This window comes from Microcystis flos-aquae FACHB-1344 (assembly GCF_014698375.1).
Taxonomy (GTDB): domain Bacteria; phylum Cyanobacteriota; class Cyanobacteriia; order Cyanobacteriales; family Microcystaceae; genus Microcystis; species Microcystis aeruginosa.
Map to the genome: position 1 here is coordinate 1 of NZ_JACJSW010000155.1, position 19,259 is coordinate 19,259.

Here is a 19,259-nt window from a genome sequence, read left to right on the forward strand (position 1 = left end):
ATAATTTTGCTAATAAACATAGCAAAATTATAGATGATTTCCTGACCTAAGATCACATTTTATTCTTTTTTCCACTTCAATCTAAGAATTGAGAAAAAAGCAAAACCCTCCATCATACCATAAAAAAATTATGCAAGAGGTCTATTATCGGGCTTTGACCCCGGAAGAAGAATCGCAGTTGACCGCTGCTTTGCTAAAACAGGGTTGTAGGAATCCTAAAGCGATGAAATTTGATGTTGAGACTAACCTATTTGAAGCAGAAGATGCTGTGTGTGAGGGAGGAAGAAAGTATGATATTTACCTTGATAAAAACTTTAGGATTGTTTCAATGAAACCAGACTAAAAGATCAAATCCCTGAGAACCTTTTACTGGTCGCTGCGAAGATTACCGATCAGGTATAACAAAGCCATTCTGACAGCGACACCACTGGTAACTTGTTGGGAAATCAGACTAAAATCGGGATCGTCCATTAAATCGGAACTAATTTCCACTCCCCGATTCACAGGACCGGGATGAAGTACCTTCACCCCCGGTTGACAGGATTGCAAACGAGGACGAGTAATGCCAAAACTTTGATGATATTCCCGTAAACTGGGCAAAAGATTGGCAGTCATTCGTTCTCTTTGCAGTCGCAGGGTCATCACAAAATCGGCCTTTTCTAAAGCTGGTTCTAAATCCCAGTGGAGAAATAGGCGATCGCACAATTCCCCAAAATATTTCGGCAGTAGGGTGGGGGGTGCGGACAAATGTACTTCCGCCCCAGCCGTGGTTAAACTCCAGATATTGGAACGCGCCACACGAGAATGGAGTATATCCCCGACAATAGCGATTTTTTTGCCCTCTAACAATTCTAAACGGGGATTTTCCTCATCTAACAGACAACAGATCGTAAACAGGTCTAAAAGTCCCTGGGAGGGGTGTTCGTGTTGACCGTCCCCAGCATTAAGAATACTGACCCCCGACTGCAAACGATCCATTTCTGCGGCAATTAAATCGGGAACCCCCGACTGTTGATGTCGGATAACAAAAATATCCGTACCCATGGCCACATAGGTTAAAGCGGTATCGAGAATCGTTTCACCCTTAGTCAAACTGGAACTACCCGGGGCAAAATTGAGAACATCGGCCGAGAGACGTTTCGCAGCTAGTTCAAAACTACTACGGGTGCGGGTGGAAGGTTCAAAAAAAAGATTTGTCACCACTTGACCTTGTAGGGCCGGCACTTTCTTGGTACGTCGGGAAAGAACTTCACGAAAACTAGAGGCCGTTTGTAGCAGGGTTTGGTATTCTTCCGGTTGCCAGTCTTGCAATCCCAAAATGTGGTGTCGGAGCCAAGTGAAAGCCATAGGCGTTAAGGAGGCGGTAAAAACGGCAAATTTCGTCTATGCTATTGTAGGATTTCTTTGCATCAGGTTAATAAATAGGGTTTATGAGAATTAATTTTTCCTTCTGTCAGATCACTCTTGCGATCGCTTTATTTCTCAATCCCTTGCCGGCGATCGTTGCCCAGACTGCCACCTCTGGGGAAATGGTATCACCGACCACGGGCATTAATTACACTCGCCTGAAAAATTTCCTCGCTCAACAAAATTGGCGGCAAGCTAACGATGAAACCCGTAATTTAATGCTGAAAGCAACCGGACGGGAATTACAGGGCTGGTTTACTATGGAAGACCTGCAAAAATTGGCCTGTTGGGATCTGCAAAAGATGGATCAACTCTGGAAAGAAGCTTCCGGGGGTCGTTTTAGTTTCAGCACCCAATTTCGCATTTTTATCGAGACGGGTAATCGACCGGGTCGCCTAGTGGCGATCGAAAATTTTCAAACTTTTGGCGATCGCATCGGTTGGCGTAAAGATGGTGATTGGATTATTTTTAAAGAGAATCTTAACTATACCCTCAATGCACCCGTCGGTCATCTGCCGGCGCCCCGGGACGAATATCAGATCGCCGGTGGTCGCCTAGAATACACCACCCTCGCCCAAAGATTAGTTACCTGTAATATTGTTAGCTTAGGGCAAAGCAAACAATAGACCTCTTGTAAAAATCAAAAATTGTTGTTAGGGTTAGGAGTCAGTAGTCAGTAGTCAGTAGTCAGGAGAATTAAGTAAGAATGAATAATAATCAATTAAATGGTCTATTTACGGATTTTATGCCATTTAATCCTTATTTTTGCCGTTTTTGAACCCTCAAAAATTAATTATGCCAGAGGTTTAATAATCACGGCGATCAATTCTGTAGAGTAAAATTTAAGGAAAAGCTTCTCTCCTCATCTTCCCTTTTTTTCCGATTTACTAGCACTTTTTCCGCTAAAAACCCCTAAATTTAACAATGATTAAACGATCCGTTAACCTATCGAGAGCGATCGGTTCGTCGATCGCCGTTTCCCTAATTATCACCAGTTGCGCCCCCCAAACCCCCCAAGCCACTGGACCGGCGGCTGTTCCCGTCAAACTGCAAACCCTCGGCACCGACAAATTAGTGCAAAGTAGCGAATTTGTGGGTACTTTGATCGCCCAAGAGCGTGTTAGCGTCTCCCCTCAGATTACCGGTCGGATTCGGACTATTTTCGTTAAATCTGGCGATCAGGTAACTCAGGGACAAAAAATCGCCGAATTGGATCCCGAACAACAACAGCAACAGGTAAACGCCGGCATCGGCCAGGTAAATTCGGCCAAAGCGAACCTCAATGCGTCTGAGGCGGATTTAAGGCAAAGACAAGCGCAAGCGAGGGCAAATAAAGCCCAAATTGCCCAGAATCGGGCAAATGTGGCCAATGCGGAAGCTAATGTTAAAAGTCAGATCGCCACCTTGAGCGCCGCCGAAGCTGATTTACAGAGAGCGAGAGCTAATTTAGATTTAGCGGAAAAAAACCTAAAAAGAGCCGAATTTCTGGTCAAACAAGGCGCACAGCCCCAACAGGACTTAGATGATCGCCGCCGCGACATTCAGGCCGCCAAGGCAGAAGTAGAAGCCCGGTCTCAAAATCGTGATGCGGCCCGTCAACAGGTGACGGCGGCTAGAGCTACCTTACAGGCAAACAAAGAAGCATTAAATATCGCCATTGAAAACGAATTAGCCTCACAGCAACAGGTGGCGGCGGCAGCGGCAACAGTGAACAGTCGTCAAGCGGCGGTAGCCAGCACTGAGGGGCAATTAGGGGCGACGCGTCAGAATTTAGTTTTTAACACCATTACCGCCCCGATTGATGGTTTTGTCGGCGATTTTAATCAAAGAAAAGTCGGCGATATTATCTCCCTGGGTGAAGAATTAACCTCGTTGACTAACAATAAAACTTTGGAACTAAATGTGCAGATTCCCGTGGAATTACAACCGCGTCTGCGCGTCGGGCTGCCCGTGGAAATTATTAATCCCGATGGCAGTGCGGGGGTTCGCGGTCAAGTAACTTTTATTTCCCCCACAGTTTCCCAAGCTACCCAATCGGTTTTAGTGAAATTTTCCTTTACTAATGATGGCAGTCTTCGCAATAACCAATATGTGCGGGCGCGGGTAATTTGGGATCAAAAACCGGGGGTATTAATTCCCACCACGGCAGTGACTAGCATCGGGGCGCAAAATTTTGTTTTTGTGGCCGAAAAAGAAAAGGCTAAAGAAGGTCAAGAAAATGCCGAGGAGCGTTTACTGGTCAGACAAAAACCAATTCAAGTCGGCACAATTCAAGGGCAAGCTTATCAGGTTATTTCTGGAGTAAATGCTGGGGAAAGAATTGCTATTAATAATATTCTTTCTCTCCGAGATGGTACAGCTATAACTGTTAGTCAGCAGTAATTTTTATGAGTAATTCGATTACCGTTCGTACCCTGTCAGCGCAACTAATTACCGCCGAGAGTTTCCGTCCCTACGGTCAATTAATAATCCCTAGTCATGATGGAAAACCGTTTGATGAAAGCGATGCACAACTGCATTTAAAAAACGGTGTGCCACGCTTTTATATTATGCGTTTACAGACTCGCGGACGTAAATTTAAGCGAATTACTCGTCATAGTCAATGTACCCAATGTCTTGGTTCTTTGGGGGGACAAGAGTGGTTTTTAGGAGTGGCCCCCCCTAGTCCTTATCCTCAACCGGATTTGGAAAAACTAAAGGTTTTTCGCATCCCCGGGGACTGTTTTATTAAATTAGAGGTGGGAACTTGGCACGCTGGCCCACTTTTTGATCAACCGGCGATCAATTTTTATAATCTCGAATTGAGCGATACTAATATTGTCGATCATTTTACCTATAATTTTGCCCAAGAGCAGTTAATAGAATTCGAGATTGTTGATTGAAAAAAATATTTTTTTTACCTAGTGGGACTTAGGCGTTTTCGGTCAGCAAAAAAGGCTCAAACCATTACGGGACAAAGGGTTAACCTCGATTTATGATTTTCCTTGATCTATCTGGGTTTCAGCGATTTTGGGCTTCTCGAAGTAAATCCCAAGCGGGGATTGGAGTTGAGGCTTTTATCGATTTGTTTTTTGTCTAAGTCCCACTAGGGTTTGCTGAATATCGGTGAAAGCTGACAGGGGGACAACGTGAGTTCGATGAAGTTAAAAAAGGGCAGAAGGTAGAGCAGGTAAGCCTTTTGTCGATGCCAAGTCAATGACCGATCTTACTTTTCCCGCTAAGTCTGAAAACGATGACATAATCAGGGTTTCAAGCTCTCCACAGTTTTCAATAAGCTAGTCTTAATGACAATAAGCGACGAGAGAAGAGGACTTCGAGATAGGGGGAAATCAAAGGATCGCTCAACTAAAAAGATAACGGGAAAAGTCAGAATGACTGATAACTTATTCCTATCGGAATTTTTAACACTTCTGCATAAATCACAGGTCTTCTAACGAAAATATAATATACACCTCCAAAACCAAAATGCAGAACTTATTGAGACAGCTAAGGCGAAACCGCAAAAAACCGCTAATCTTTGGATTATTTGGCGCAGCAGGATGTCTGGTGACAGAGATCGCACTGAGTGAAGTTTACAGCGTTTCTCGTAAAGGTGAAGTATAGATTAAACCTTGCCGAAGTAAGGATTTCAGTCGCAAAAACCTACCTCATCTATCGGATAAACTCTGTATCTCAATGCCACAGTTTTGATGACTCCAATATAACAATTAATCATTCCGAGGACTGCCATTATGATCATGCACAATAACCACTCACAACAAATTCCGGATAATTCTCAAAAAATTCAATCCACTATTCAACAGTTTCAGGATTACTTCGCTATTTATCAGAGTGTTTTTCCTTATCTACCTATTAAAGACACGGAGAAATCCTCAATTGAAAAACGAAAAGACTGGATTAGTAAGTTGAAACAAACAGAATTTCATGTCGCTTTTCTCGGTTCTTATTCGGCGGGAAAATCAACAATAATTAATGGAATTTTAGGACGAGAAATTCTCCCTGAAGCCAATACATCAACCACTGCATTTCCCACTATCGTTAAAAAAGGAGAAAAAGATCAAGCCTTTATTTACTTTATGGATGACAAAGCGCAAAGGATACTTTACGATAGTTTTATAACTGAAATTGGTCACAAAATTGGTAAAAATTTGTCAAATGAATCTCATGAACCTCTGGGAAAACACTTTCAAAGCATTGAGGAAGCCATTAAACAATATGAAACAGAAACTGGAAGTTCTATCGATCAACAAGCTTTAGGCAAAAGTAGATTGCTTGTAAGAAATTTGACAAATCCAAATTCCAATTATCAAGGAAGAAAAGAAATTCAACTATCAGAACTTGGCAACTATGTAGAAGGCTATGAAGGAGCAATTTATGTTGATAAAATTGAAGTGTTTGTAGAAAATTTGAATATTGCGGACGGCATTGTATTGGTTGATTTACCAGGACTAGGGGTGGACAATAAACGCCATGAAGAATTTACTCAAGACTACATCAAAGAGAAAGCAAAAGCTTTTGTCGTTTGTATCAACCCTTTCAATGTTCTTCAAGGGAAAGAAATAGAATTTTTAGCTGAAATCAATAAGAAGAATCCAACGATTATTCAAAGGGCATTTTGGGTTATTAATCAATGGGATTTACCGGATAATACTCACAAACTAGAAGCTATTAATAGCTTTAATCAACGGGTTGGCGACTATAATTTTACCATTAAGGAAGAGCGGAAATTTCAGACTTCTGCCCTCAACTATTTATTGTTAAAGACAATTGCTCAAGGAACAATTAACCAAAGTCAAAAATTACGAGGACATCTTGACAATTTGAAAAAAATTGGCTTAGAAAACGAGCCTTCTAAGGATCAAGCTAAAGACTTGCTCCTTCATCATCCGGATATTGTTCTCTTTTCTCAATTCCTTGAATCTCTATATAAATATTTGAATAAAGAGGCAAAAGATGAGTTTATTGCAGATGCGAGAAAAGAACTTCTGGAGATTATCCGTAAATTAGAGCGATTGTTGAAAGAACCCTATCATCAATATAGTCAAATCTCCAATCCTCAAGATGACATGAAAATACGTGCTGTTAGTTCACAATCTCGGTTTTTTATAGATCAGTTGAAGAAAAAAGTTAAAGAATTTTCCCAACAAATTCGCACGCACGAAGATAGTCAATTTTGGAAAGAGTCTGACACCCATGAAGTGATTCGAGAACTTGACAAAAAAATAATGCAAATAGATAAAAAAGAACTGAAAAATTATCTGAGTGAAGGACTAGATATTAATGGTCATATATCTAGATTACCTAATTTTGTAACTGAAAAAATCAAACTGACTTCATCGATGAGAAAAAAATTAATATCGGTAGTCGATATTCCTTTTACCCAGCGATTAAGTACACTTCTCAGTGATTTACAAACCATTAACCTAAGTTATTTACCCGAAGAAGTGTTAAAAAAACTAGAAGATAACCTTTGTGAACGAGATATTTCGATGAGATTAAGTGGTCTAGCTGATGCTTTATTCTATCAGTATGGAGACGAGCTTGAGACGATTGGATTGAGTCTCAAAGACTGTAGTGGTCAGACATTTTCTGAGCGTTTAGATCAAGCCCTAAAAATGTATAAAGATAAACTGGAAGAATGCACAAAAAAACTTGTCAAAGAGTTGAACACAAATATTTGGTATAGCCTGAAAAATCATGCAGAATATTTGGAAGAAAAGTTACTGGAACTATTTAATGATTGCCAAGATGAAATATCCAGTCAAATTGCCCAAACTATCAAGCTTGATGAGGCTATTGCTTCTGAAGTTACTAAACAAACTACGATCACTAATAGTTACGAAAAACTGATTACTTTAAAAAGCTCAATTAAGAGTAGTTTAGAAACACAAATCCCTGTAGAGGTTGAACAATTTACTCGCTAATTGACTGTTTATTCAGCAATGCCTTTTTTTGTGTACTTTTGTGACAGCTTTGGCATAAATCACAGGTCTTCTGGCGAATAGATAATATAGTCCCCCGAAATTAAAATGCAGAACTTATTCGGCCAGATCAGGCGAAATCTCAGAAAACTCCTAATTTTTGGATTATGTGGTGCGGGAGGATGTCTGGTAGCGGCGATCGCACTAGGAGAGGTTTTTCTCACGGTGACTGAACGTCCGCCGATTGTCGAACAGAATCCTCAATCTGTCGTAATGTTGATTGATACCTCCGGCAGCATGAACGATGACAATAAATTACAAGAGGCAAAAAATGCCGCAAAAGCCTTTATCGAGCGACAGGACCCCTCGGTTAATCGCTTCGCGGTGGTCGGTTTCGGCAGTCAGGTTCAAATTGGCACAGGACTAACCTCCGATTTAGCCACCCTCAATCAAGCCATTGACAATTTATCTGATGGTGGGGGGACAAGAATGGATTTAGGACTGGCAACGGCGATTGAGCAACTAGAGTCTAGCAGCTCCGATCGTCATATCTTGCTGTTTACAGATGGACAACCCGCCCCGGCTCCTTCTCCAGAACAAATTGATATTATGATTGTTCTCGACGTTACTAGCAGTATGAATGAGGAGATCGCCGGAGTACAACAAGGCATCCAAAACTTTGCCCAAGAACTCAAAAAACGGAAACTTGATGCTCAAATAGGCCTAATCGCTTTTGGCGATCGCTTATTTGGCGAAGAGCCGCAAATTCTCAATTTTGATGGTTCTGTATTTACCCCTGATAGCGATCGCTTTAGTGAGCAAATCGGCAGCATTCAACAGGTTAACGGCAATGATCCGCCAGAAAGTAGCTTAGATGCTCTGGCATTAGCTGCCCGTCAGCCTTTCCGTTCCCATGCAACCAAAGTCATACTGCTGATTACTGATGCTCCTCCTTTAATACCCGATCGAGAAATTCCTTCTTTAGAAGCAACCACTAATGTTTTAAAGGAAAATCAAATTGCTCAACTGCACTTAGTCATTCAACCTGATGATCGCGCTACTTTTAAACAACTGCAACTCTCCGCACCTGGAGAAACCTTCTTACTCGGTGAAACCGCCGCAGGACGACAAGGATTTGAAAGTGTACTCCCCACCATCGGTAAAGCCATCGCTGAAACAACCCTGAAAGAAGAAGATCGCCAACCGATTGTAGAGGCGACCCTAAACATCGGTCAAACTGCTCTGAGCCAAAAAATCAATATTATTGCCGTCGGAACAGGAGATGCCGATCAAAACTTTCTGACTCAACTGACGGGAGAAGATAAAAAAGTCTTCTATGCTAATTCCGGAGAATTTGACCAAGCCTTTCAATCTGCGGCAAAACTCATCTATGATTCGCAGCTGATCGGAGAACAAAAGCAAAATCAAGGAATTTTATACACTTTACTGAGCCAATCTCTTCCTAAAAATCAACTGCAAACCCCTCAATTTAGATTTATCTATGATGCCTTGCGGACGGGTGGCTGGACGGCTATCCTGTCTGTGGGTGCTTCTTTAGCGTTAATTGTCGGGCAGAACCTCTATCAACGTCGTCGCCGCCTTCTTTCCCTGGGCGAGACAAGCATCGGTACAGTGGGGGGAATCGTTGCTGGATTGGTTGCCGGTAGCTCAGGACTCCTTGTCTCTCGTTTTCTCATTCAAAGCATTCCCACCCTTGCCCCAGGGGGGCCACTTCTGGGTTGGACGATTTTAGGGACAATGCTTGGCGGCGGCATGGCTCGTTTTGTCCCCAATCTGAAAATCGGCAGGGCGGTATTGGGCGGGTTTCTCGGTGGCGCGATGGGAGGAATGGGTTTTGTTTTGCAAGCTGGAGCGAGTAATGAGATGGCCGGACGTTTAGCGGGTTCAGCGATTTTGGGTTTTTGTATTGGCATGATGATCGCTCTTTTGGAACTGCTGACTCGACAAGCTAAACTGATCGTGCATTGGAGTCCTACGGAACAACGAGAATTTTTATTAGGCTCTCGCCCGATCATTTTGGGCAGTTCCTCGGAAGCCAATATTTACTTACCCAAAAAACAGGGTTATGCCCCGATCACGGCTCAGGTTTTTCAAAAAGGGGAAAACATTATCATGCAGTATAACTCGTCTTATGGACAGGCCAAGGGAATGAAAAAACTAGAGCATCAATTAAAGGACGGTGATCGCCGGAAATTTGGACAGATTACGCTGGAGGTAAAAACATCGCCCGAACCATCCAATCGAATAATATCAACTCATTAATCTTAAATCTTATTTTGGTTGCCCAAATGGTAGTCTATAAATTCTTTCTTAACCTGAAAAATTCGCCAGAAAGATATGATTATCCTCTAGATCTAACCGCTGATCAGGAAAATAATCCTGAAACTATCTTCACCAAGGAAATTCGCCAAGCAATCCGAAAACATTTTCAAGCAAGAAGCTCATGCTCTATCAACGATCACCGTCTCAATCAAATTATCGCCGCTTGGGTCGAAGATATCCGAGAAGGCTATCGAGAAACTGTCCTGACCCTAGATTTACCCCTACTGAGCGAGTCGAACCTTGAAAACATCCAAGACGAAGGAAATCAAGAGTTACCCCCTCTTTTTACCCCCGATTTAGGGGCTATAGAACCCATGGAGGGAATGTTTCCCCCTTTAGAAGACATTTTCAACACTTAACCTATTCTCTGAAGGAAATTTTAATGCTTAACGTATCTATTACCCCCCATCGAGAATTTTTACCTGCCGATACTCCAGATCAGCGACTGTTTATTATGCTGAAGTTGCGACCAACCCAAGAAGTCGCTCAAACCCGTCCTTCTACTACCTTTGTCTTTCTAATTGACACCAGTGGCTCGATGTACGAAATTGTGGCCGGCGATTTTCAACCCACCGGTGAAACTTATATGCAAGATGGGAAGGAATACACGAGAGTGGTGGGCGGCATTGCCAAAATCGACATGGTTATTGAGTCGCTTCGCACCCTGATTAATTCAGGACGCTTCACCCCGGAAGATCGGATTGCTCTGATCCAATTTGACGATCAAGCCTCTACTCTGATTGGCTTAACACCAGTTACCCAAACCCGTCAACTGGAAGATGCGATCGCAAAACTGCGAAATTTTAGCGGTGGAACTTGTATGGGGAGAGGCATTAATCAAGCCCTTGCTCTCCTAGCTAATCAAAGCATGACTAGCCGCCATACCATGATTTTTACCGATGGCGACACCTTTGATGAAGATGATTGCCAAAACTTAGCCCAACAATTTGCCAGTCAAGGGATTTCGATTACGGCCCTGGGTGTGGGCGAGTTTAACGAAAACTTGCTCACAGACATAAGCGGCAAGACGGGAGGGCATTGCCGTCACATTGTTCCAGGAACGGCTAGTGGTAACGATGTTTCTATTACCGATCTTCCTAACCTTCTACTGGCAGACTATCAGCAAGCCCAGCAAGAAGTAATTAACAATCTTGTCCTCAGCTTAAAAACTGTTCAGGGAGTCAAACTGCTGCGCGTTACCCGTGTTTATCCCGATTTGGCAGAATTTTCTTTAAATCAAGCTCCCTATCCCATTGGTGCCGCCAAAGCAAAGGATGAAACCATCTTCATCTTAGAATTTGCTATCGATAGTCGTCCTAGTTCAAAAATTCGTCTGGCTCAACTGGGCTTGACTTATGACATTCCTGGCTTAAACCGACGGGGGGAATTACTACCGCAGAACGTTGTTGTCCAGTTTGTGCCTGGACAGGGGGGGACAGCGCAGGTCGATCAAGAAGTTATGGGATACGTTCAACAACGCAATATTTCCCAATTAGTTGACGACGCAACTCGCATGGCAGAGAGTAACCCCCAACAAGCTGAAAAACTCCTGGAAACTGCCCGTCGTATCACGGTTCAAATTGGCAATGATGCTATGCTCGAATCTCTCAATGAAGGGATTGAAGAATTGCGAAAAACTCGCCAGATTTCCTCTGGAACCCGCAAAACCGTGAAAATGGGATCGAGAGGAAAAACTGTCAAGATGGGCGATGACCTCAACGACGATCTCTCGGAAGAAACTATTCGGAAACTAACCGGTACTTGAGCAGACTTCTGGCACCGAGTCAGGCAACAGTAAGATTAATTTCAATCTAATTAATTCCTCTTATATCCCTCAAAAAGGAGAAAAACCAATGGCTATTGTTTGCAAAGTTTGTGGCTACGATCAAAACCCCCAGGGAGCAGAATACTGTGATGCTTGTGGTGCAGAATTGACCCCATCGACACCACCTACACCTCCCACACCTGTCATCCCCGATCCCATCCCAGAACCCACACCCATGCCAATTCCCCAACCGATTGCCGAGACGATAACACTCACGCCGGAACCGCTGCCCCAACCGATTACTCCGGCAATAACAACAACGGCCCGACTGATTGCCAAGCACCCTAACGCCCCGGTGGCTGAATTTTTCATTGATGGTTTTACCTTGATTGGCATCTTTGACTCGGACACCGGACCTGTGGATGTGGACTTAGAAAAATTCCCCGATAACGAAACCGTTTCCCGCAACCATGCGGAAATTTATCCCGATGGAGGAACTTGGAAAATTAAAGACCTCGGTTCTCTGAATGGGGTTTTTATTAAACCCATCGGTCAAACTCGCTTTAACGCCAGAATAACTGCCCCAACCCCTCTCAGTTCCGGTGATGAGATTGCGATCGCTAAAATTCGCTTTCTTTTCCAAACTCCTTAACATTTCTTGGGGTGGTTAGCCCCACCCCGATTGTGTTCGACTAAAGTTTTAATGGCTCCCTCTCATGACTTCACCATCTACCGAAAACTTCTCCCCCCTGCTTATTCAAGAAAAAGAATCTTTTTCTATGGCAGATTACCAGATAGAAATTATCGCCTATCTAGGGTTATTAACCGCAGATGTTTATTACTTCAAAGTCAAGTTTCAACCCATTGCCGATCTCGATGGGGAAAAGGGCGAAACATCTTCTCAATTGGGACTTTTGCGTGTCGGCTCTCTTAATAGTAGTCTCGATCGGGAACTGCAACTGAGAAAAATTCTTCAAAACTACAGCTTAATCGCTCCACTTATCGCTGATATTCAAGTAGATTCAGCTATTATTAATCCCCTATCAATCAAGGAAAAATCCCAGGAGGTAGATGAAAAACAAAATGAAGATATTGCCACTGAACAAATAGTCTCGGAAGATTCTGAATTTGTAAATATTACTTCAACAAAAGATGATGATTCTGGAGAAAATCAGTCCGCAGAAACAGACTATTTAGAAGAAGAATACTACCCAGAAACAGCAGTCGAAAACGAGACGAAACCAGAAAAACTTCTTCTGTTGACGCGATTTCCTCAAGAAAACTTGACTTTAGAAGCTTGGCTAAAAGAAGAACATTCTCAAGAAGAAGCACTAACGTTAGTGATTCAAATTTGTCAGTTATTTTCTTATATAGCTAAACAAAACTGGTATTTAATCAACCTGCTTCCCCAGTTTATAGAAATAGACAAACCCCTCAAAATCTTTGACTTAACCTGCGCTTACTCAATTGAAGAAAGCCTGACTTCTGGTGTTATCGGAGATTATTGCGCTCCTGAACTTGCGGCAAGTCGCTCTATCAATGAATCAATGAGCAGTTATACTATCGCCGCTTTATTGTATCAAACTACCCATAAAAAATTACCTCAATCTGACCAGATTATTAGTTTAGAAATTGCTCCGATTCCGCGTCTTTATCAACTGCTGAAAATTGCCTTGTCCTCTCTTCCAGAAGAACGCTTTCCCCTGGCTCAATTTCTCAGCTTATTAATCGAAACTCGCCAGTCACTGCGGAGTCTGAAAGTGCAGTGGAATATTGCCAGTTATTCAACCGTTGGACTTTCAACAGAACGCTTACAGAATGAAGATAACTACGGTGTAAGGCAACAACACCTCAGTAATTCAGAAACCCTTATTTTAGGCGTTGTAGCTGACGGTATGGGGGGAATGTCCCAAGGGGAAGTAGCTAGTCAAATTGCTGTTAAAACTATATTACAAGAACCCCTTCCTTCAGAATTTAAAACAGGAGAACAGCGTAATGAATGGCTACTTAATTTATTTCAAAAAGCCAACATATCTATTGCTGATACTGTTCGTAATGGCGGAACAACTTTAAGTGTTGCATTAGCGATCAATGATAGCTTAATGATAGCCCATGTGGGAGATAGTCGAATTTATTTAATACGACAAGGAAAAATTCAACAACTAAGTGAAGATCATTCCCTGGTAGCTATGTTAGTGGCTAACGGGGAAATAACAGAAGAGGAAAGTTTAACCCATCCAGATCGAAATGTCTTACTCAAATCTATCGGTTCAAAAAAACATTTAAGTGAAGGCTATGTGCAGAATTTAAGTCGCACCACTAGCAATTTATCAATGACTTTAGAAAATGAAGATATTTTACTTCTCTGTTCTGACGGAGTTTGGGATTTAGTACCGACTCAGGAACTGGCGGAAATTTTTAGTCAATTTGAATCTTTACAAATGGCAGTTGATCAAACCATTCAAAGAGTTATTAATAAAGGAGCAACCGATAATGCAACGCTTTTAGCTATGCAATGTTTTATGACTTCTGGCACTTAAAATAAAGTAAATCATTCAGAAGATGAACAAAAATCTCAAAATAGAGAAGCAAGAGAAAATGATGAGAGTAACTTCCCTAACCAACAATAATTATAAGTCTCAAAGACAATAAAAATATGTCTATCCTCTGTCCAAGCTGTCTAACTGATAACCCTGATGGAACACAACAATGTATTAGTTGTGGTTTTAATCTCACCCCTGTATCCCCTAACAAAACTACCACATCACTCCATCATCTCAGCATCGGAACTTTACTCAAACAGGGACAATATCAGATCGAACAAGTTTTAGGTGAAGGGGGATTTGGCATTACCTATAAAGGAATTTATCGAGCGAATAATGCTCCTGTGGCTATCAAAGAACTTTGGCCAGAAAAATCCGCTAGACAAGGGAATCAAGTTATTTGGCCTGCCTCTATTTCTCCTCAAATAAAACGACAACAAACCAGTAAATTTAAGCTAGAAGCCAGCCATCAACAAAAATGTCATCATGCCAATATCCCTAAAATTTATGATTGGTTTGACGAAAACGATACAGTTTATATTGTCATGGAATTTATTGCGGGAAAATCTCTTTTTAAAATCCTGACCCAAGAAAAAAAGCTAACTGAAGAGCGAGTTAAACGCTATTTTCTGCAAATTGCTGATGCCTTAAAAACCGTCCACAATAATAATTTTTTACACCGGGATATTAAACCTGACAATATTTTAATTGATCCTCAAGATAAAGCGATTTTAATTGACTTTGGTGCGGCGAGAGAATTTATCGCCGGTCAAACAGGAGACATGACCAGAACCTTAACCCCGGGTTATGCTCCTTATGAACAATATAGTCAAAGGAGTAAACGTTTTCCTGCCACAGATTTTTATGCTTTTTGTGCTTCAATCTATGAACTTTTAACCGGACAATTACCAGTTGAAGCACCGGATAGAGCTAGTGCATTATTGCAGCAACGTTCATCAGATCCCCTCATTCCACCCCGACAACTCAATCCAGATATTTCTAATTTAATGGAAACTGTTATCCTAACTGGAATGAGAATTAATGTTGAGGATCGTTTCCAAACTGCTGACGAACTGATTGATGCGCTCAAAGGTCAATTTGTTTCTCCTTTACAAAAAAAAGCAAGAGAGTTAGTTAAACAAGGAAAACTTGTCGAAGCAGTTCAAAGTTACGAGAAATGTTTAAGCAACGAACCCAATAATGGTGCAGCCGCGGTTGAACAAGCGTTATTGCAGAGCCATCTTAATGATACTCAAGCTGAAATTGCTGCCCAAAAAGCAATTCAACTAAACCCTAATGATGGTAGAGGGTACGGAGTTTTAGGCTTGGTATATTGCCATCAAAATAACTGGGAATCCGCCGTACAACAACTACAAAAAGGGGCTAAACTTTCACCTCAAGCTCTTTGGATACAAGTGAATTTAGCCTGGTCATTCGGTAAAATTGGTCATTGGCAAGAAGCGGAATCCGCTATCAACACAGCCCTAAAACTTGATAGTAACAATCTCTTTGCTCTCGGAATTCAAGCTTGGATTACCTTCAATCAAAATCAATTTAAAGCCACTATTGGTGCTGCTAGTAAAGCAATTACTAAATCCAAACAAAACCCCTCCCAAAAGAATCAACAAATTCAATATTGGGTTTATCCCTACCTGCTTGCCGCTCTTGACAAAGCCACCACTAGCCAACAAAGCCAAGATTTAGACCGGCGCATTCAAGACTGTCTGACTCAAATTCAAGACCATCCCTTTGCCTGGGGTTTCAAAGGTTGGAAACAAGCTCAACAAGGGTTATGGAGTCAGGCTCTTCCTTGCTTTCAACAAGCTAGTCGTCACCCCAACGCAGCCCCCTGGGTGCTTATCAATACGGCTATTAGTCATGAGCATCTCAACAATCCCTCGGAGGCCCTTCAAATTTATCAAGCTTACCTACAGAAAAATGGTGAGGAGCCTTTTATTGCCTATCGACTAGGAACATTACTCGCTCAATTGGGACAATGGAAGCAAGCGAAAACTCATCTGGAGCAGGCGATTCAACTCAAACCTGACTACCCTGAAGCCTACCACAATTTAGGCTGGGTATTACTTAATCTAAAAACTGCCGATGGACAAATCCAATATGCCCGCGAACTGTTATCCTACTATCGTCAAGCCATTACTCTCTACAATCAACAAGATAAATCCCATCTATCCAGAATGCTCGCTCAAGCTTTAACAGAGGCTGACGTTTAAAGGCTAAGAAATGTAAAATTTACTTGCTTTTGCAATGAGTTTTTATGTCGCAATTAATGCTAAAAATCTTAGAGATAATTGTGAATATCCGACAAATCTTTTGGGTTTGACATAGATTACTTTATACTAAATCCGTTGAGTATAGGCTAAATATCAGGACAGGCAAAAGGCAAGGGGCAAAAGGCACAAGAGGGAATAAATAATCAGTTTTTAATAACTGGATTTAGTTTTAGAAAAGATATAAGATCAAATTTTGAACAATTTATCTAAACTTTAATCAGAAATTTAGATAAATTATCCCGTTCAAATAGAGTTTAGTCAAAAGAAAATTGTTCTGTGTGACTTTCATCTGCTCGCTTCACTTGTATTTGAAAACTCTCTCCCAATTGAAGCTTATAGTTCAAAGAGATATAATTACCTCTTTTTGTTTGACTTGCATTCAAAGTTTGGTCGGATAAAGATAATAGCTTCAAATTCAAATCAGATGGAATTTTTTCTCCTCTATCGGATTCAACCTCCACGAGAAGTTGAAAATTTCCCTCTTTTGTAGGGGTTATCCTAACAAATAGAATAAATGTCCGTCTTATCAGAGTAATGTATTTAGCTCTATAGAGAGGAGAGGTAATAGATTTATCGATTGTAGGTAGAGCGGGATCATTCAGGCAAAAAAACTTTTGCTGTTTAGCATCAAGGATTCTCTTTGAAATATTATTATCCCAATTCTTGGCAAAAGTTCTTTCGAGAAGTTGTTTGTTTTTAGCCAGAAGAAGTAAATCAACTAAATTGTCAATATCTGGTAATTGAGCTAATGGTAATTCGTTAGTTTCTATCTGCTCGACAAATCCAAATAAAATAGCTTTCTTCGCTTCTTCATCAATTTCTACCACAACATAACCCACTCGATCTGACCATACCTCGGACGGGACATAACAGATATTTTCATTTGGCAAAACCGGACGACATTCTAATTTACCGAGAACATCGATCTTTAAATCAGCACTATCCATTAAAATTCGCCGATTATAATGTCCGATAGTGCTTTCCTCTAAATTTGTTTCTACTTTCAAACACTGGCAGTAAAAGTTAACAGCAAGCACAGCTAAAGTATTTAGAAAAACCTGTTTACTTTTATCGGCATCTTTCTGCTCGCAACTAAACTTTTGAGCTAATTTAAAATCAGCACCGCTCAGGGGGACTGTAAAAGTTAAACGTTCAGCTAGTGGCATCATGGTTTTTGTCTCCTATTTCTAAAGATATTCTTGAAAAATTGGTTGCAATTTATCAACGCTGCGTTGATAAAAGCTGCTTAAAGTTGCTAGGGAGATTCCCCATTCTGTTGACATTTCCTTCCAAGATTGTCCATTAAATCGCCTTATACAGATTGCTTGAAAATTAGCCTCCGGATGCTTTTCGATGTGAGTCTGCCGAAAACAATCTCTAGGATCTTTTTGGATAAAATCCCATAATCTCTCCCAATCTTTTTGGGGGGAGAGAGATTCAGTTTGCTCGATTATATCAAGCAAGGAAGTATCTGGGGCATGGTTCCAGCTTGATTGCTCCGACTGGAGAGGAACATCCAAAGATTGCTCATAAATTCTGATTCGCTTGCCATTATCTTGTCTATGTCGCAGTTTTAAATGTTCCCTGACAGCATCGATAAACCGCTTATCGAGCAAAAAACTTACCCATGCCAAGACATTACCTTTACTTGGGTCGTACAGGTCAATTTTTTCAAAAATCTCTAAAAAAGTCTGCTGTAGAGCTTCGTGAAAAATATCCTGATAGACAGACTTAGGAAAATTATAGATATTTTTACAGTACACTTTATTAGAGTTTTGAATCTCATTGGTTAGTTTTGTTAGCCATTTTTGTCTCTCCTTGCTGTTTGCAGGGGAGCTTTTAGCCAAAAGTGCCATTTCTTCAAGAAGCTTAAGTTTGCTGTCTGGGTTACTCATCAGAGAACTCTCCTTGCATTTTCTAGATCACTACCCCTTTTATCTACTCGTCAGGTTACTGGCATTTTATGCAAAAACCGATAATTAAAATTCTTTTTTGTGAGGAATTGTCGAGGGAATTGCGATCTCGCTCCCGGACTGCCTTCGGTATCGCAGCAAGAGTGGATGTGGCGCGGGGTACTATCGAGAATGTAAATTTATGTTAAGATAAACCCAAATTTTGCATAAAAAGCAGCCATCCCTACGAGAAAGTAATGTAAAACCGAAACTAAACACGATCGCTGTTTGGTTGCTATTAATCAGGACTTATTGATCAGGAGGTGGAGTGCTTGGGAGTTATTTATATTGGCGATCGCGACACAGGTAAAACTCACCTAGTCTTGGAATTAGCTAACCCCAGGGGAAATTATGTCAAAGTTACTTATCCCGATTATCAGTATCTCAAAGGCATTTTATATCTTCCAGAACAGGGCAAAACTAGAGCAACAGATGATAAGCAAGCAATTTATGAGCAGGACATAGAAGTTAATGTCACCCTTCCCACAGGAGAGAAAATGATTGCCTTGGATTGGTTGGACACCCCCGGTGAAATCTGGCGAAAATCTTGGCAAGACAAACAACCCGATGAATGGAAAGGATTTCTCGAAACGATCAGAAAAGCTGAAGGAATTATGTTGATTTTACCGCCCTATCGGGACATCATTAAACCGACCGGTCAAGTCAACAAAGATGACTTTATCACCACAAAACAATGGTGTAATCGTTTTGACCGTTGGCTTGAATTTTTCCAGCAAGATTGTCCGAAAATTCGACATCTTCTCCTCTGTTTAAATAAAGCCGATTTACTCCGAGTCGATCTCGAAGAAGAAGCCAGAAAACTCGCTTTTAATCCTGATTTCCAACCCATAACATGGCAAGAGAGAGATAACTATGTTTTTCAGCGTTATTTTCGACCGATTCACCCTCAAATCAATCAACTTAACCGTAGTATTCAAGGGTTAACAATTAGATGTTTCATTACGAGCATATATAATCGAAAATTATTAGAACTCCCCTGGATTTATTTGGGCAGTCATCTCGCAAAATAAAGTTAA

Annotated in this window: 15 protein-coding genes and 1 pseudogene; 13 read left to right on the plus strand and 3 right to left on the minus strand. The window is 41.3% G+C overall.

Annotated elements, in window-relative coordinates:
• Window positions 1–145: 145 nt before the first annotated feature.
• Window positions 146–343 (plus strand): annotated as a pseudogene (locus tag H6G48_RS14310) (hypothetical protein); the annotation flags it as partial.
• Between the two features lie 23 nt (window positions 344–366).
• On the opposite strand, the gene H6G48_RS14315 reads toward H6G48_RS14310, so the two are convergent.
• Window positions 367–1,347: an aspartate carbamoyltransferase catalytic subunit gene (locus H6G48_RS14315; protein WP_190722268.1), complete on the minus strand. Its 981-nt coding sequence runs from the start codon at window positions 1,345–1,347 to the stop codon at window positions 367–369.
• 83 nt (window positions 1,348–1,430) lie between these two features.
• Here H6G48_RS14315 and H6G48_RS14320 point away from each other — a divergent pair, with 83 nt between their 5' ends.
• From H6G48_RS14320 to H6G48_RS14365, 10 genes are all read left to right on the plus strand, one after another.
• Window positions 1,431–2,033, plus strand: a complete 603-nt coding sequence (locus H6G48_RS14320; RefSeq protein ID WP_002759547.1) for a GUN4 domain-containing protein — start codon at window positions 1,431–1,433, stop codon at window positions 2,031–2,033.
• A 298-nt stretch (window positions 2,034–2,331) separates the two neighbouring features.
• Entirely contained in the window at window positions 2,332–3,789 is a 1,458-nt protein-coding gene (locus tag H6G48_RS14325; protein ID WP_190722269.1) for an efflux RND transporter periplasmic adaptor subunit, read from the plus strand.
• Between the two features lie 5 nt (window positions 3,790–3,794).
• Entirely contained in the window at window positions 3,795–4,289 is a 495-nt protein-coding gene (locus tag H6G48_RS14330) for an ureidoglycolate lyase (protein WP_190722270.1), read from the plus strand.
• 849 nt (window positions 4,290–5,138) lie between these two features.
• Window positions 5,139–7,331: a dynamin family protein gene (locus H6G48_RS14335; protein ID WP_242034651.1), complete on the plus strand. Its 2,193-nt coding sequence runs from the start codon at window positions 5,139–5,141 to the stop codon at window positions 7,329–7,331.
• A 105-nt stretch (window positions 7,332–7,436) separates the two neighbouring features.
• Complete coding sequence (locus H6G48_RS14340) at window positions 7,437–9,611, plus strand: VWA domain-containing protein (protein ID WP_242034652.1); 2,175 nt, start codon at window positions 7,437–7,439, stop codon at window positions 9,609–9,611.
• Between the two features lie 26 nt (window positions 9,612–9,637).
• Window positions 9,638–10,030, plus strand: coding sequence for a hypothetical protein (locus H6G48_RS14345; protein ID WP_104398337.1), 393 nt, complete (start codon window positions 9,638–9,640; stop codon window positions 10,028–10,030).
• A 23-nt stretch (window positions 10,031–10,053) separates the two neighbouring features.
• Entirely contained in the window at window positions 10,054–11,436 is a 1,383-nt protein-coding gene (locus tag H6G48_RS14350; RefSeq protein ID WP_072924341.1) for a vWA domain-containing protein, read from the plus strand.
• Window positions 11,437–11,524: 88 nt separating this feature from the next.
• Window positions 11,525–12,088 carry an FHA domain-containing protein gene (locus H6G48_RS14355; RefSeq protein WP_012266788.1) on the plus strand — a complete coding sequence of 188 codons (564 nt, stop codon included), beginning with the start codon at window positions 11,525–11,527 and terminating at the stop codon, window positions 12,086–12,088.
• A gap of 64 nt (window positions 12,089–12,152) precedes the next feature.
• A complete protein-coding gene (locus H6G48_RS14360) occupies window positions 12,153–13,976 on the plus strand; it encodes a protein phosphatase 2C domain-containing protein (protein WP_190722271.1) in 1,824 nt (607 codons plus the stop codon).
• A 116-nt stretch (window positions 13,977–14,092) separates the two neighbouring features.
• Window positions 14,093–16,210, plus strand: a complete 2,118-nt coding sequence (locus H6G48_RS14365) for a protein kinase domain-containing protein (RefSeq protein WP_190722272.1) — start codon at window positions 14,093–14,095, stop codon at window positions 16,208–16,210.
• 314 nt (window positions 16,211–16,524) lie between these two features.
• Here the strand turns inward: H6G48_RS14365 and H6G48_RS14370 are convergent, their stop codons facing one another.
• The gene (locus tag H6G48_RS14370) at window positions 16,525–17,439 is read right to left on the minus strand and encodes a DUF1822 family protein (protein ID WP_190722273.1); all 915 of its coding nucleotides are present in this window, start codon (window positions 17,437–17,439) and stop codon (window positions 16,525–16,527) included.
• Between the two features lie 18 nt (window positions 17,440–17,457).
• On the minus strand, window positions 17,458–18,165 hold the full coding sequence (locus tag H6G48_RS14375) for a sigma factor (protein ID WP_012266779.1): 708 nt from the start codon (window positions 18,163–18,165) through the stop codon (window positions 17,458–17,460).
• A gap of 68 nt (window positions 18,166–18,233) precedes the next feature.
• Here H6G48_RS14375 and H6G48_RS14380 point away from each other — a divergent pair, with 68 nt between their 5' ends.
• Window positions 18,234–18,371: a hypothetical protein gene (locus tag H6G48_RS14380; protein ID WP_190722274.1), complete on the plus strand. Its 138-nt coding sequence runs from the start codon at window positions 18,234–18,236 to the stop codon at window positions 18,369–18,371.
• 114 nt (window positions 18,372–18,485) lie between these two features.
• The gene (locus H6G48_RS14385; RefSeq protein WP_341275504.1) at window positions 18,486–19,253 is read left to right on the plus strand and encodes a hypothetical protein; all 768 of its coding nucleotides are present in this window, start codon (window positions 18,486–18,488) and stop codon (window positions 19,251–19,253) included.
• The last annotated feature ends 6 nt before the right edge of the window (window positions 19,254–19,259 follow it).

Coding starts and splice junctions, on each gene's coding strand:
- H6G48_RS14315 (WP_190722268.1), bottom strand. CDS start 1,347: ATGGCTTTCACTTGGCTCCGACACCACATTTTGGGATTGCAAGACTGG.
- H6G48_RS14320 (WP_002759547.1), top strand. CDS start 1,431: ATGAGAATTAATTTTTCCTTCTGTCAGATCACTCTTGCGATCGCTTTA.
- H6G48_RS14325 (WP_190722269.1), top strand. CDS start 2,332: ATGATTAAACGATCCGTTAACCTATCGAGAGCGATCGGTTCGTCGATC.
- H6G48_RS14330 (WP_190722270.1), top strand. CDS start 3,795: ATGAGTAATTCGATTACCGTTCGTACCCTGTCAGCGCAACTAATTACC.
- H6G48_RS14335 (WP_242034651.1), top strand. CDS start 5,139: ATGATCATGCACAATAACCACTCACAACAAATTCCGGATAATTCTCAA.
- H6G48_RS14340 (WP_242034652.1), top strand. CDS start 7,437: ATGCAGAACTTATTCGGCCAGATCAGGCGAAATCTCAGAAAACTCCTA.
- H6G48_RS14345 (WP_104398337.1), top strand. CDS start 9,638: ATGGTAGTCTATAAATTCTTTCTTAACCTGAAAAATTCGCCAGAAAGA.
- H6G48_RS14350 (WP_072924341.1), top strand. CDS start 10,054: ATGCTTAACGTATCTATTACCCCCCATCGAGAATTTTTACCTGCCGAT.
- H6G48_RS14355 (WP_012266788.1), top strand. CDS start 11,525: ATGGCTATTGTTTGCAAAGTTTGTGGCTACGATCAAAACCCCCAGGGA.
- H6G48_RS14360 (WP_190722271.1), top strand. CDS start 12,153: ATGACTTCACCATCTACCGAAAACTTCTCCCCCCTGCTTATTCAAGAA.
- H6G48_RS14365 (WP_190722272.1), top strand. CDS start 14,093: ATGTCTATCCTCTGTCCAAGCTGTCTAACTGATAACCCTGATGGAACA.
- H6G48_RS14370 (WP_190722273.1), bottom strand. CDS start 17,439: ATGATGCCACTAGCTGAACGTTTAACTTTTACAGTCCCCCTGAGCGGT.
- H6G48_RS14375 (WP_012266779.1), bottom strand. CDS start 18,165: ATGAGTAACCCAGACAGCAAACTTAAGCTTCTTGAAGAAATGGCACTT.
- H6G48_RS14380 (WP_190722274.1), top strand. CDS start 18,234: ATGCAAAAACCGATAATTAAAATTCTTTTTTGTGAGGAATTGTCGAGG.